Genomic DNA, 12,693 nt, shown 5'->3' on the forward strand with positions numbered 1-12,693 from the left:
ACAGGCGCGCCATGCCCGCATCGATCCGGCTCCGGCCAACCGTGCCGGCGGCGCTCGCCGTCGTCCTGATCGCGGCCGCCGCCGTCACCGCCGCCTGCTCACCCGACTCGGAGCCCGACCCGGCAGCGTCCTGTATCGAGGCACCCGACGGCCCACTCACCGGCACCGCCGGCCCGTCCGCCGAGGCACCAGACGGCGGCGGGCTGCGGGTCGTCGAATCCGGCGTGACGATCGTCCCGCCGGTGCGTCGACCCGGCTCGGCGACCGCGAGCATCGGGGTGATCGTCGAGAACACCAGCGGGTACGTCGCCTACCGCACCCGGGTCTCTTTCGACGTGCGCGACGGCGCCGGCGACACCGTCGTGGTCGGAGACGGCGGCGGGACGGTGCTGCTGGAGGTGCCGTTGCTGCTGCCCGGTGCCCGGTCCGGCGTCGGCACCGCCGTGTACGTCGACGAGGCGGCCGACGCCGCCGACCAGGTCGAGGTGGACACCACCGTCGGCGCCACCACCTGGGTCGAGCACCGACCGGACGAGGTCGCCGACGTCACCACCACGCACGACCGCACCACCATTGTCGACGCGGAGTCGCATAGTGGGATCGTGTACTACCGGATGGCGTCGCCGTACTGCACCGGGCTGTTCACCCGGGGCGTCGGCACCATCTTCCGGGACACCACCGGCCAGATCGTCGGCGGCAGCATCGACGGCGACAAAGGACCCGGCCGGTGCGACCCGGACCAGGCAGAGCAGCTGACGTTCATCACCGACAGCATTCCGTCGAACATCGACGACTCCCGGACCGAGAGCTACCCCTACTGCGACTTCGGTCCCGCGCCCAGTTCGCCGGGGTGGTCGACGGCAGCTCCCTTCAACTAACCGGCTGACAGGGTCGGCCATTCGACGGGCACTCGACGGGCAGAGGGAGGATCACGTGACGAACAGTGAGCCCAACAGCGGCACCAGGTTAGGCGCAGACCTGTACGGGCTCTGGCGTGCCGGCCGGGACAATCTCCCCACCGTGGCGGCGGTCTACTCGACGGCTGGCGACGTCCTCGAGGCTGCCGCCGTCGGCGTCGCCGGGGCGTTCGTCCGCTCGGGCAATCTGCCCGGGGTGCCGTACGGTCCGGCGTACCAACCATGGGTCGAGCTGCACGACCTCCTGGCGAAGATCTGCCACGACACGGCGGACAACATCGAGGCGACGGCGGACGCACTCTGCGTCGCCACCGTCGAGTACGCCCGTGCCGACTACGAAGCGGCCAGTGAGTTCGCCCGGTTGTTGGAGGTCAACGGTGAGCCGAGGGCCGACATCGGATGAGCTTCGACAACCTGATGCAGCACGCGTACGAGATCCAACAGCAGGCGACGTTGAAGGCGCTGACCGAGTCCGGGGCGCGCCCGGCAGCCCCGGCCGGTGAACCGCAACTGGCACCGCGGCACGGTGAACAGGAGTCCCGCCAACGGGTCGAGCAGATGTTCGGCGACATTCCGGAGCTGTTCCAGGCGTTCGCCGAGATGCCCGACCCAGCAGCGTTCGACAGTCACCGGAGCAAGCTCGACAAGTCCTTGGCGGAACTATCGTCTGGCTGGGTGTCGGATGATCCGGTCAGTGGGCGCACCTACCGCGCCAACCACGATCTCGACGAGATGCTCGACGCGGAGAGCCACATCGAGAGCTGGACGGGTCGGGCCGCGATGGAGTTCAAGAGCAACTTCATCTCCCCGTTCCCGTCGATCGTCTACAACCAGTTCATGGGGATCGCGGTCCTCAGGGCGGCGCTGGACGCGGAGCGGGAGATCTGGGTCCGGGCGCGCGACGACATCGACAAGATCGCCCACGACACGATCACCGCGCTGGACCGGATGGACGACTGCGGCAAGAACGAGTGGGTGATGACCTTCACCGTGGTGTCGTCAGTGGCGGCGGTGGCCGGTGTGGCGCTCGCCCCGGTCAGCTTCGGGCTCTCGCTGGGGTTGACCGCTGTCGGGGCCTCGTCACAGGTGGCGGCTGCCGGGGTGCCCGACGACCCGCCGGCGGTCCGGTTCCAGGGTGAGACGGCGCCGGCGGTCGTCGACTCGATGCGCGATGCGATCCGGCTGCTGCACGGCTACATCGGCGAGCAGGAGCAGAAGATCGCCCACGCGCTAACCAGCTGCTGCCAGGCCGTGGCGCAGCAGCGGGACAGCTTCGTCGCGAAACGGCCGGCGCTGGCCGACGCGACCCAGTCAGACGTGACCGGGCCGCTGTTCATGGGCTACTCGACCTGACGGCGACCGCCCACCTCGACCGCCCCACCTCGACCGTTTAGCTCGACCATCCACAACGCCTCTCCACACACCCACTTCGACGACACAGACTGGGGGAACGGATCTCGTGGGACTGCTGGCAGACCGGCTCGACAACATGCACGTGACGGCAGTCGCGCCGGGCGGCGCGATCTCCGGTGAGCTGCGCGGCCGCGACTGCGTACGGGTCGCCTTCGCCGCCGGCCGCTACCAGTGGCTTGACGAACGCTACGTCGAGCAGCAGTTGGCCGGGCTGGGCCGGCTGTTGTGGGCAGGCAGGATGAAGGCGTACTGGGCGGCGGTCAGCGAGGCGCTCGGCACCCCGGTGTCCGGCGAGGACCCGCCCGTCGGGCCGCGCGATGTCGACTACCAGTCGGCCCGGGGCGGTATCGTCGCCGAAGGCCGGTCCGACGACGGTTCGGTGCAGATCGAGGTTCGCGGGATGCGGGACTGGACGGTGCGGATCGTGCCGGGCAGCCTGCGCCGGTTCCGGGAGGACGAATTCTCGGTACGCGTGCAGCAGGCCGCCACCGCACTGATCCGCGACCAGTTTGCCCAGGTCCGCTCCTTGAAGGACACCATCTACGGTACGGCCGGATAGTCCGGCCGGCAGGGGTGTGACCGCCGTCAAGTTGCCGACATGGTTTCCGCTTGGCCTGCACGGGAACGCCAAGGATCGATACCGTGGTCAGGGGAGGCAGTCATGCCGGTTGCAGCGGGCACCAGTCCGGTGGCGGAGTCGACGGTCGGCGCGTGGATCGCCCGGTGGATCGTCGGCGCGTCACTCGGGCAGATCGTCTTCGGCGGCACGGTGCGGCTGGTGCTGGCGGTCCTGATGGGGGCCTTGCTCGGCGGTCTCGGTGTCTGGTTGCTGATGCGGCACCGGGCCGCCCGCCACCCGGACCAGGCCCGTGCGGCCCAGGCACACTCGGAGCAGGCACACTCGGAACGGATCAGACCGAAGCGGACCCCAGTGAAGCAGGCTGCGGGGCCGCGGATCCGCTATTCACCGCTGGCGCCGCCGGGCCGGGGCCGCCGCTGAGCCAGGCCGGCACCTGAGCCAGGCCGGCACCTGAGCCAGGCCGGACCGTCGGCGCTGCCGGCCTACGCGTGCTGGGCGGCGGCTGAGGTCCGGGCGCGCGGGCGGACCTGCTCCCGGGCCTCGGGTGCCAGCCGGGGCGGCCAGCTGCCGGGCACCAGGACCCCGCAGTGGTACGCCCAGGCGACCAACGCGGTCCGGTTGGTCACTCGCGCCTGGCGCAGCAGCGCGGTCACGTGGTACTCGACGCCCTTGCGGCTCAAATGCAGGCTGGCGGCCAGCTCGGCGGTCGAGGCGCCACCGGCGAGCCCTTCCAGCACCCGGGCGCCGACCTCGGTCAGCTGCGGGCGGCGTACCCGGTTCTCCGGGGTGAGCAGCACCAGCACCGAGTCGGCCGGCGGCTCCGTCCCGCGGACCGCCACGGCGGTGATGTGGCTGGAGGCGAGGCGGCCGTCGGTGGTGGTCACCTCGGCCAGGCCGACGAAGTGCGGGTACGCGTCGGTCAGCAGGATGCTGAACCGGTGGCGGAACCAGGCCCGCCGGTCCGGGTGCAGCACCAGCTCGAACGGGCGTCCGGCGAGCTGCGCGCCCGACCAGCCGATCCACCGGGTCAGGCCGGCCGAGACGCGCACCACCCGGCCGTACCGGTCGAGCTGCAGGGCCCGGGCGTCGGGCCGGAGCCGGAGCCCACCGATCAGGTCGGGGTCGGCGCCGGCTGCCAGGCCGGGTTCCGTACGGGCAACGCTGGTGATGCTGGCAGTCTCCACAAAAGGTACGTTGCCCGGCTCGACTGCTCATTCGGCAGTCCATTTTCTGCTTGCTTCGACCCGGTTGTTGCTTGCTTGGGCCCGGTTGTTCCCACTTCAGGCCCGGTTATCGCGCACTGTAGTTGAAAAACAACTCGCTGCGCATGGCCCAGTTGGTCGGTGCGTACCCACCTGATGCGCCGTCATCGTGTCAGCCGAGCGCCGGCCGCTCCACCTGTTACTGGGCAGTACCCCGGAAATGTGTCCCGAAGGGTGTCACCGACGAGGGTGTCTCGCACGTTGCCCCGGCGGCGACGCGGCACCCGGTTACCCTCGGCGGGACCAACCCGGGCCTGGAAGGTGACGATGACGACCTCAACGACCGGCGACCGGGCCGACGCCGCCGCCACCCCCCTGGTCCGGATCGACGTGTGGTCCGACGTGATCTGCCCCTGGTGCTACATCGGGAAGCGACGGCTGCACACCGCGTTGGAGCAGTTCCCGTACGCCGACCGGGTGCAGGTGCGTTGGCGCAGCTTCCAGCTGGACCCCACGCACGGTGAGCCGCTGCCGGTGCCCGAGATGCTGGCCCGCCGGACCGGCGGGTCACCGGCCCAGGTCCGGGCGATGACTCAGCGGGTCAGCGAGTTGGCCGTCGCCGAGGGCCTGACCTACGCACTGGACCGCGCGGTCTCGGTGAACACCTTCGACGCGCACCGGTTGAACCAGTTCGCCTCGGCGAACGGGCTGGGCGGGCCGCTGCACGAGCGGCTGATGCGGGCGCACCTGGCCGAAGCCGCAGTGCTGGACGACCCGCAGACCCTGGTCCGGCTCGCCGTCGAGGTCGGCCTGGACCGGACCGGCGCCGAGCAGGTGGTCCACGGCGACGGGTACGCCGCCGAGGTCGAAGCCGACGCCCGGGCCGCCCGCCGGCTGGGCGCCACCGGGGTGCCCTTCTTCGTGCTGAACGACCGGTGGGGGATCTCCGGGGCGCAGCCGGTCGAGACGTTCGCGTCCGCGCTGCGCACCGCCCACAGCGCGGCGGTGTAGCCCACGGGCGGATCAGCCCGCCTGTTGGCGGTCGCGGCCGTCCTCCCCGGCGGATCGTTGGCCGCCGCCGGGCTCCGCCGTGCGGGCCTGCTCGGCCACCGTCGGCGGCGCGGCCGACGGCCGGTGTGACCGGTAGGTCAGCCACAGCGCGGCGATACCGGCGATCGCGGCGGCGACGCTGGCCAGCTGGTCGGCCAGCGACGGGCCGATGCTGACCACGACGACGACCAGCAGCACCAGGGCGAGCGTGCCGAGGCCGGCGGTGCGCAGGAACTGCCGTACCGCCGGTCCGGCGTCGCGGAGCACCAGGACGGCGAGAAGTTCGAGCACGATGATGCCCGCCATCACCAGCAGCGGGACGTGCCATGGTTCTATCTGCACGACGTACCTCTCCGGACCGTGCCGCCGGCCCCGGGGTCAGGCCAGCGCACTGGCCATCTCCGTGGTGAACTGTGGCGACAGGTCCTGGTCCTCGTAGAGAAACCGTTCGACATGCTCCTTGACCACGTCGGAGAACCGTCGGTAACCCGGGTGCACCGGCCGGGGCAGCGAGTTCTCCACCGCCTCGCGCACTCTGACCAGGTGCGGGATCGAGGCCCGCAGATTCGGGTCGTTGTACGCGCCGATCGCGGTCGGCGCGATGCCGTGCGAGGCGAGGATCTTCTGCGCACCTTCGCTGGTGGCGAACGAGATGAACGCCAGGGCACGGTCGACGTACCGCGAACCGGCGACGACGGCCAGGCTCTGGCCGCCGAGGATGCCCTGGCTGAGCGGGTCGACCCGGATCCGCCCGGTTGCCACGTCCCGGTTGCCGGCAAGTTGCAGCTTGCGGTACTCGACCGGCCAGCTGCGCAGGTACCGGATAGTGGAGTCGGCCGCGCCGAACGCCTCGAGTGACTCGGGCTCGCCGCCGGATGTCAGCACCTTTCCAGCGTCGATCGCGTCCTTCAACGGCTTCAGCGCGGCCTTCCACAGTTCAAGGTCGGTGGAGATCCGGTCGGCGGGCCGTTCGACACCGGGCGTTCCCGGTGGTTTCAGTACGGCGGGTCGCTCGGCAACGGCGTGTTCCAGGACGTTGACCACGAACGCCTCGTAGAACGCCGATACGTTGGGGCGCAGCTGGCCGACGAACTGCTGCGACCCGTCCGGGATCGTGGCGAGCAGGTCGGGCAGCCGGCGGGGCGGCGCCTCGGTGGAGTCGCCGTCGAGCCGGGTGAACAGCATGCCGACGTCGGTGTTGAACGGCGCGGCCCAGTACACGCCGGGTTCGTCGGGCACCCGGCTGACCTGGTCGAGGGGGGTGATGAGTTGCCGCCCGCCGGTCGGCGGGATCTTCTCGATCAGACCGTTGGTGGCGAACTCGGGCACGTCGACGATGTCGAGGTTGAGCAGGTCGGCCTCACCGGCGGCGGCCTTCTCCAGCATGATCCGGCGTTCGTCGCCGGAGCCGCTGTCGATCGGGTCGACCCGTACGATGGTCTGCGGGTTTGTCTCGTTCCACATGCTCACCAGCAGGTCTCGGGCGCCGGTCGGGTCTCCGCCTGTGGACAGTCGCAGCTCGACCCGCGATTGCAGTCGGCCGCCGGGGGCGGCGTAGGTGGCGACCGCGGCCAGGGTCCCGGTGGCGATCACTCCGCTGAGGAATGAGCGCCGGTTGTACGGCGCCGGGTCGGACATGGGCGTACGCTCCCTCCGCCGCCGATCACGGTGACTCCCACCACGATCGACGAACAGCGATGGTTGTGTACGTCACACTACGCTTCTGCGTCAAGGCTGTTACCCAGCGCGGTCAGGGTGACCACGACGGATACGCGTCGAGACGGGATGCACGTCAGGACGGCAGTCGCATCGTCGACATGAATGTGGGCAGCAGCCACGGCCGCCGACCGCCGACCGCCACCTTGCGGGCGAGCGCCGCCCGCAGCCGGCCCACCCGGCCGAACAGCATCAGGTTGAACGTCGCCGGGTCGTAGCGCAGTCGTACGTCCGGCCTCGGGTCGACCGGCTCCAGCAGCACCCGGCCGTCGACCAGCGCCAGGGTGGTCGGGCCACCGGTACGCGGGTGGAAGGTCACCGAGATCCGCCCGGTGCGGACCGGCCGGTCGTGGTCGAGCAGCCGGCCGTAGCCGCAGCGCGTGACGCCAGCCAGGAAGACGTCGACGAACAGCGCCGCCTGGTGCGGGTCGGTGTGCCAGCGTCCGCCGACCGACCGGGCGATGTCCCAGGCGTGGATGTTCATCTCGTTGAGCAGATGGGAGTAGAGACCGGCGACCGGCAGCTGGGCGGCGCCGAGCCAGCTCACCTCGTGATCCGGGTCGGCCGCGTCGGCCAGCCGGGTCAGCTCCGCGACGTCGGCGCGCAACCGGGCCGACAACGCCGGCACGTCGCGCTCGGTGAACTGTGCCAGCACCCGCCGGTTCATCTCGGCGACGGTGTCGACCGTCGTCGTCGCCCGCAGCTCGTTGATCTCCGGCACCGGCAGGTTCGGGACACCGCCGGTGACCAGCGCGATGTCCATCGCGGTGATGGTGGCCAGATGGGCCATGGTGTCGGCGAGGCTCCAGTGGGCCGTCACCGGGTGGGCGGCGGGCACGCCGTCCACCAGGGTGAGCAGCCGTCGTAGCACGTCTGGAGCGGAGGTGGCGGCGGACCGCCACTGGTCCGAGGTGACCGGCATAGCTCAATCCTGGCCGTTGCCGGTGTCGCGGAGTTGTCGCGGATTGCCGTCTTGGGCGTCATCCGCGTCGAACGGCACCGAGCGGGGCAAGATCTGAGAGGACAGCAGCTCCCGCCGCACAAATGATCGGCGCATGACCATCTCCAGGAGTGGGTCTCCACAGCCCCAGATCATCCCACCGGTGTCCGGCTATCCGGCCCCGGTCTCCCGGACCCGGATCGTGCTGCTCGGCGCCGCAGCCGGAGTGCTGCTCGCGGTGCTCTGGTCGTACGACTTCGTCGACCACGTGATCGGTGACAATGTCGCGAACGCACTGCTCGGCCACGACGCCAAGGCGACCGCGATCGGCGGCACCGGCGCCGGCCTGGTGTTCGCGTTCGTGACCGGGCTAGCCGGCACCTTCACCGCCTGTAACGTGGCGATGGCCGCGTCGATCGGTCCGATGAGCCAGGCCAGCGGCGGCGCGGCGACCCGCGCCGGGCTGCGCAGCCTGCTGCGGCCGATCGGCTGGCTCACCCTCGGCATGGTCGCCGTCGCCGGGGCGTACGGCTTCATCGGGGTGCTGCTCGGCGACCGGCTGCCGCAGCTGTCGACCGGCTCGGTCGGCGGGCTGCCGGTACGCCTGATTCAGTCCATGGTGGTGTTCGGGCTGATCGGGCTGGCCTTCGCCTACCTCGGGCTCGCCGCGATCGGCGTACTGCCGGATCCGTTCGCCCGCCGCCCGGTGGCCCGGGTGGTCACCCTCGGTGCGCTTGTCGGCGGCTTCCTGATCGGCCGGCCGTACCCGCTGTTCAACAAGCTGTTCGTCTGGGCGGTGGACAGCGGCAACCCGCTGTACGGCGCCGGCGCGTTCATCCTGCAGTCGCTGGGCAACATCGTCATTGTCTCGGCGGTGTTCGCGCTGCTCGTCATGGTCACCCGGGGCGGGCTGATCCGCTGGCTGGCCGCCGACCCGGCCCGGACCGCCGCAGTCACCGGCGGGCTGCTGATCGCGCTCGGTGTCTTCATGGTCGTCTACTGGGACGTGCGGCTGCCGGCGATGTTCGACTACGGCTGGTTCCCCACCATGCCGTACAACAGCCGCTGACCTGCCGGCGGCCGCAGTGACCGGGTGACGTGTGCGCAGGGTCAACCGCCGTATCCGTTGGCGGCCACCTGCTGCGCCCGCTCGGCGTAGACGCCCGGGTCGGCCGGCAGCACCGTACCGAGTCCGTCCACGTAGCGGTTGAACATGCAGAACGCTGCCGCGATCAGCACCGTGTCGTGGACTTCCAGGTCGGTGGCGCCGGCCACTCGGGCGGCGTCGACCAGCGCGGCGTCGACCTGCCGGCCGGACCGGGCGACGGCGCCGGCGATCTTCAGCAGGGCGCGCAGCTTCGGCGTGATCGCGGCGCCGTCGACGTCCACCTGGACCGCCTGCACCATCGGCATTCCACCGTCGAGTTGCTCGGCGGCGAACGCCGAATGCGACGCGGAGCAGAACGAGCACTCGTTGCGCTCGGACACGTACGCGGCGATCAGCTCGCGCTCCCCCGGACTCAGCGTCGGGTGCGGCGCGTGCAGCAGCACATCGGCGAGCGCGCCGAGCGGCGCGGCGGTCTCCGGCCGGTACCGGAACAGGCCGGTGATCCCCGGGTGCTCCGTCTCGTCCAGACCAAGATCGATGTATGCCATCCGGCGCCCTCCTGCGGCGGTCGGCCGCCGCCGGTCGGCGGCCCGGTCCCACAGGGATGATGCCGGGCCGCCGGCCGGCGCGGTTCTTCTAAAGTGCCCGGTCGGTCGCACCACCCAGGATCAACACGCACAGCGATGAGGTGGGCACGCTAGCGGATTGCTGCTGGCTCAGAGCCGGTGCCACGATCGCCGCATGGCTGACTTGGACAAGCTCCGGCGCGCTGCGGGGGGCCAGGCGACGGAGATGGTACGGCGACTCGGCACACTGGTGGCCGCCGAGTCCCCGCCGGGCGCGGTCCGGCTGCTGAACGACTGCGCCGACCTGCTCGATGCCTGGGGCAGGGAGGTCTTTGGCCGACCGGCCCGGCGGATCGTCCGCGACGGGCTGCCACACCTGCTCTGGCCGGCGGCCGATCAGCAGGTGTTGCTGCTCGGCCACTACGACACGGTCTGGCCGGCGGGCACCGTCACCGACTGGCCGTTCACCGTGTCCGGCCCGATCGCCACCGGGCCGGGGGTGTGCGACATGAAGGGCGGGATCGTGCAGCTGCTCGGCGCGCTGGCGCTGCTGCCCGACCCGTCCCGGGTCGGCCTGCTGCTGACCTGCGACGAGGAGAGCGGGTCGCCGACCTCCCGGCCGCTGATCGAGCAGCAGGCCGGCCGGTCCGGGGTGGTGCTGGTCGGCGAACCGAGCAGTGAGGACGGTGGGCTGAAGGTGGCCCGCAAGGGCGGCTCGGTCTACCGGATCACCGTCCATGGCCGGTCGGCGCACGCCGGCGTGGAGCCGCACCGCGGGGTGAACGCGGCGGTCGAGCTGGCCCATCAGGTGCTGGCGGTACGGTCGTTGGCCGCCGACGGCACCACGGTCACACCTACCGTGCTGCACGGCGGCGTCATGACCAACCAGGTGCCGGAGACGGCCGAGTTCAGTGTCGACGTACGGGCCTGGACCCGCGATGAACTGCACCGGGTGGACCGGATGATCCGGACGTTGCCGACGCGGCTGGCCGACGCCACGCTCGACGTCGACGGCGGGGTGAACCGGTACCCGCTGCCCGAGTCGGTGGCGGTGCCGCTGCTGGAGGTGGCCCAGCGGGTCGGGCAGCGGATGGGGCTGCCACCGTTGGTCGGGGTACGCGCACCGGGCGCGTCCGACGCGAACTTCACCGGGTCGATGGGCATACCCACCTTGGACGGCCTGGGGGTGGTCGGCGGCGGGTCGCACGCCCGTAGCGAATGGGCGGACCTGTCACAGATGTCGGACAGGACGGCATTGCTGGCTGCGATGATCATTGACATTATGGACGATCGTCGGCTTAGTGCACTATCGACGTCACGGGACCACGCGCCCACCGGTTAGGCTCCGGACGGCCGGACCGCGGCCGACGTCGAGCCAGCCGTGGAGGTCGCTGCCGCAATGAGTCCGACCAGCCGACAGCCGGACATCGCCTCCCGGTACAACGCCCCCCGGTTCGGGGTGGAAGAGGAGTTCCTCGTCGTTGACGCGGGCAGCCGGGCCCCGGTGCCGCGCGCCGCCGAGGTCGTCGCCGGCGCCACGTCCCGGCTGCCCGGTCGGGTGGCCGGGGAGATCACCCCGCTGCAGGTGGAGACCCGCACTGAACCGTGCGTCGGGCCCACCGAGCTGGCGGCTCAGCTGGCCGAGGCCCGCAAGGTCGCCGGCGGGTGCGCCCGGGAGCGCGGACTGCGGCTGGTGGCCACCGGTTCGGCCGCCGTCGCCGGGCCGGTGCCGCCGCCGATCACCACCGGTCCACGGCAGGACCGGGGCGTCGAGACGTTCCGCGGCCTGCACGACGACCTGGCCATCTGCGCGTTGCATGTGCACGTGGAGATGCCTGACCGGGAGCGGGCGGTGCAGGTCGGCAACCATCTGCGGCCGTACCTGCCGGTCCTGCTGACCCTCACGGCGAACTCGCCGTTCTGGGACAACCGGGACTCCGGCTACGCCAGTTGGCGGACGATGACCTGGCCGCGCTGGCCGGTGGCCGGTCCGCCGCCGAAGTTCGACTCGGCGGCCCAGTCGCCGACGCCGCGCTCACCGTCGAGGAGACCGCGCTGTACGCGGCCGTGGTCCGCGCCCTGGTGACCCGACTGTCGGCGCTGGTCGAGCAGGGGGTGCCCGCGCCCGACGTACCGGACGAGCTGCTGCGGGTGGCGTACTGGCGGGCGGCGCGCGACGGGTTGGACGGCGCCGGCCTGGACCCGGGCACCGGTCGGCTCCGGCCGGCCGCCGACCTGATCGGTGACCTGGTCGCGGCGGTGGAGCCGCAGCTGCACGCCCAGCACGCCCACCGGATGGTGGTCGACGGGGTGGACCGGCTGCTCGCCGACGGCACCGGCGCCCGCCGGCAGCGGCTCGCCGCGCGGCGGCCGGGCGGGCTGGCCGCCGTCGTCGACTACCTGGCCGAGTGCACCTCCAGCTGAGCCGACAGGTACGGGACAACGGCAATCCAGGGCAACCACCGTGGCCTGCGGTGGGTGATCCTGGAAGCACAGCCCGACCGGTCCAGGAGGTCCCCGTGCAGAACGTCGCGACGGTCCCGTTCCATCTCGACCGGCTCGACCCGGCCGCGATGGGTGTCACCGCCCGCCGGTTCGCCGACCAGATGGCCAGCCGCCGCTCGGTGCGGCACTTCGCGCCCGACCCGGTGCCGTTGGAGGTCATCGAGGACGCGGTACGGGCGGCGGCCTGCTCGCCCAGCGGCGCGAACCTGCAGCCGTGGCGGTTTGTCGTGCTCACCGACCCGCAGCGCAAGCGCCGGCTGCGGCAGGCCGCCGAGGCGGAGGAGTTGGAGTTCTACACCCGGCGGGCGTCCGCCGAGTGGCTGCGGGCGGTGGCGCCGATGGGCACCGACTGGCAGAAGCCGTTCCTGGAGACCGCCCCGGTGGTCATCGTGGTGTTCGAGGTGCACCGGGGGCCCAACTCGCCCAAACCGTACTACGTCAAGGAGTCGGTCGGCATCGCCACCGGGGTGCTGATCACCGCGCTGCACCTGGCCGGGCTGGCCACCCTCACCCACACGCCCAGCCCGATGAAGTTCCTCAACGAGATCTGCGAACGCCCCGCTGAGGAACGGGCCTGCGTGGTGATGCCGGTCGGCTACCCGGCGGCCGGGGTGACCGTGCCGCAGCTGACCCGCAAGCCGCTGTCTGAGGTCCTGGTCCGCCGGTAGGCGGCAGTGGTACCAGGTTTCCCGGAGG

General features: G+C 71.4%; 14 protein-coding genes and 1 pseudogene. 10 read left to right on the forward strand and 5 right to left on the reverse strand.

All coding sequences use genetic code 11. The features are described 5' to 3' along the window. Nucleotides 1–11 precede the first annotated feature (11 nt). The 5 genes from O7610_RS16275 to O7610_RS16295 all read left to right on the forward strand — a co-directional run bounded on the left by O7610_RS16275 (nucleotide 12) and on the right by O7610_RS16295 (nucleotide 3,330). Nucleotides 12–878: a hypothetical protein gene (locus O7610_RS16275; protein ID WP_289211302.1), complete on the forward strand. Its 867-nt coding sequence runs from the start codon at nucleotides 12–14 to the stop codon at nucleotides 876–878. Between the two features lie 55 nt (nucleotides 879–933). Next, complete coding sequence (locus O7610_RS16280; protein WP_289211303.1) at nucleotides 934–1,320, forward strand: hypothetical protein; 387 nt, start codon at nucleotides 934–936, stop codon at nucleotides 1,318–1,320. Next, nucleotides 1,317–2,270, forward strand: a complete 954-nt coding sequence (locus O7610_RS16285) for a hypothetical protein (protein ID WP_289211304.1) — start codon at nucleotides 1,317–1,319, stop codon at nucleotides 2,268–2,270. The genes O7610_RS16280 and O7610_RS16285 overlap by 4 nt, the downstream gene beginning before the upstream one ends. Nucleotides 2,271–2,376: 106 nt before the next feature. Continuing rightward, nucleotides 2,377–2,889 (forward strand): hypothetical protein, encoded by a 513-nt coding sequence (locus O7610_RS16290; protein WP_289211305.1) that lies wholly within the window; start codon nucleotides 2,377–2,379, stop codon nucleotides 2,887–2,889. A 102-nt stretch (nucleotides 2,890–2,991) separates the two neighbouring features. Then, nucleotides 2,992–3,330 (forward strand): hypothetical protein, encoded by a 339-nt coding sequence (locus O7610_RS16295; protein ID WP_281551597.1) that lies wholly within the window; start codon nucleotides 2,992–2,994, stop codon nucleotides 3,328–3,330. Between the two features lie 62 nt (nucleotides 3,331–3,392). Here O7610_RS16295 and O7610_RS16300 read toward each other — a convergent pair whose 3' ends face one another. Next, nucleotides 3,393–4,094 (reverse strand): helix-turn-helix transcriptional regulator, encoded by a 702-nt coding sequence (locus O7610_RS16300; RefSeq protein ID WP_123603638.1) that lies wholly within the window; start codon nucleotides 4,092–4,094, stop codon nucleotides 3,393–3,395. Between the two features lie 345 nt (nucleotides 4,095–4,439). On the opposite strand from O7610_RS16300, the gene O7610_RS16305 reads away from it, so the two are divergent. After that, nucleotides 4,440–5,123 carry a DsbA family oxidoreductase gene (locus O7610_RS16305; protein WP_289211306.1) on the forward strand — a complete coding sequence of 228 codons (684 nt, stop codon included), beginning with the start codon at nucleotides 4,440–4,442 and terminating at the stop codon, nucleotides 5,121–5,123. A 12-nt stretch (nucleotides 5,124–5,135) separates the two neighbouring features. Here O7610_RS16305 and O7610_RS16310 read toward each other — a convergent pair whose 3' ends face one another. The 3 genes from O7610_RS16310 to O7610_RS16320 form a co-directional block, all read right to left on the reverse strand. Beyond that, nucleotides 5,136–5,504, reverse strand: a complete 369-nt coding sequence (locus O7610_RS16310; RefSeq protein ID WP_289211307.1) for a hypothetical protein — start codon at nucleotides 5,502–5,504, stop codon at nucleotides 5,136–5,138. A gap of 36 nt (nucleotides 5,505–5,540) precedes the next feature. After that, entirely contained in the window at nucleotides 5,541–6,800 is a 1,260-nt protein-coding gene (locus O7610_RS16315) for an extracellular solute-binding protein (protein WP_281551600.1), read from the reverse strand. A 154-nt stretch (nucleotides 6,801–6,954) separates the two neighbouring features. After that, on the reverse strand, nucleotides 6,955–7,800 hold the full coding sequence (locus O7610_RS16320; protein ID WP_281551601.1) for a maleylpyruvate isomerase mycothiol-dependent enzyme family protein: 846 nt from the start codon (nucleotides 7,798–7,800) through the stop codon (nucleotides 6,955–6,957). 181 nt (nucleotides 7,801–7,981) lie between these two features. Between O7610_RS16320 and O7610_RS16325 the strand changes: the two genes are divergently transcribed. Then, on the forward strand, nucleotides 7,982–8,887 hold the full coding sequence (locus tag O7610_RS16325) for a hypothetical protein (protein WP_281551602.1): 906 nt from the start codon (nucleotides 7,982–7,984) through the stop codon (nucleotides 8,885–8,887). Between the two features lie 41 nt (nucleotides 8,888–8,928). Here the strand turns inward: O7610_RS16325 and O7610_RS16330 are convergent, their stop codons facing one another. Continuing rightward, complete coding sequence (locus O7610_RS16330) at nucleotides 8,929–9,474, reverse strand: carboxymuconolactone decarboxylase family protein (protein ID WP_281551603.1); 546 nt, start codon at nucleotides 9,472–9,474, stop codon at nucleotides 8,929–8,931. 193 nt (nucleotides 9,475–9,667) lie between these two features. On the opposite strand from O7610_RS16330, the gene O7610_RS16335 reads away from it, so the two are divergent. The 3 genes and pseudogenes from O7610_RS16335 to O7610_RS16350 all read left to right on the forward strand — a co-directional run bounded on the left by O7610_RS16335 (nucleotide 9,668) and on the right by O7610_RS16350 (nucleotide 12,665). Next, the gene (locus O7610_RS16335) at nucleotides 9,668–10,834 is read left to right on the forward strand and encodes a M20/M25/M40 family metallo-hydrolase (protein WP_281551604.1); all 1,167 of its coding nucleotides are present in this window, start codon (nucleotides 9,668–9,670) and stop codon (nucleotides 10,832–10,834) included. 57 nt (nucleotides 10,835–10,891) lie between these two features. After that, nucleotides 10,892–11,916 (forward strand): annotated as a pseudogene (locus tag O7610_RS16340) (carboxylate-amine ligase). 149 nt (nucleotides 11,917–12,065) lie between these two features. Next, the gene (locus O7610_RS16350; RefSeq protein ID WP_281555703.1) at nucleotides 12,066–12,665 is read left to right on the forward strand and encodes a nitroreductase family protein; all 600 of its coding nucleotides are present in this window, start codon (nucleotides 12,066–12,068) and stop codon (nucleotides 12,663–12,665) included. Nucleotides 12,666–12,693: the final 28 nt, after the last annotated feature.

It is taken from the genome of Solwaraspora sp. WMMA2065, from assembly GCF_030345075.1.
Lineage (GTDB): Bacteria > Actinomycetota > Actinomycetes > Mycobacteriales > Micromonosporaceae > Micromonospora_E.

Excerpts from the sequence above, each read along its gene's own strand:
- O7610_RS16335 (WP_281551604.1), top strand. The coding sequence starts at position 9,668 with ATGGCTGACTTGGACAAGCTCCGGCGCGCTGCGGGGGGCCAGGCGACG.
- O7610_RS16285 (WP_289211304.1), top strand. The coding sequence starts at position 1,317 with ATGAGCTTCGACAACCTGATGCAGCACGCGTACGAGATCCAACAGCAG.
- O7610_RS16275 (WP_289211302.1), top strand. The coding sequence starts at position 12 with ATGCCCGCATCGATCCGGCTCCGGCCAACCGTGCCGGCGGCGCTCGCC.
- O7610_RS16315 (WP_281551600.1), bottom strand. The coding sequence starts at position 6,800 with ATGTCCGACCCGGCGCCGTACAACCGGCGCTCATTCCTCAGCGGAGTG.
- O7610_RS16330 (WP_281551603.1), bottom strand. The coding sequence starts at position 9,474 with ATGGCATACATCGATCTTGGTCTGGACGAGACGGAGCACCCGGGGATC.
- O7610_RS16350 (WP_281555703.1), top strand. The coding sequence starts at position 12,066 with ATGGGTGTCACCGCCCGCCGGTTCGCCGACCAGATGGCCAGCCGCCGC.
- O7610_RS16305 (WP_289211306.1), top strand. The coding sequence starts at position 4,440 with ATGACGACCTCAACGACCGGCGACCGGGCCGACGCCGCCGCCACCCCC.
- O7610_RS16295 (WP_281551597.1), top strand. The coding sequence starts at position 2,992 with ATGCCGGTTGCAGCGGGCACCAGTCCGGTGGCGGAGTCGACGGTCGGC.
- O7610_RS16320 (WP_281551601.1), bottom strand. The coding sequence starts at position 7,800 with ATGCCGGTCACCTCGGACCAGTGGCGGTCCGCCGCCACCTCCGCTCCA.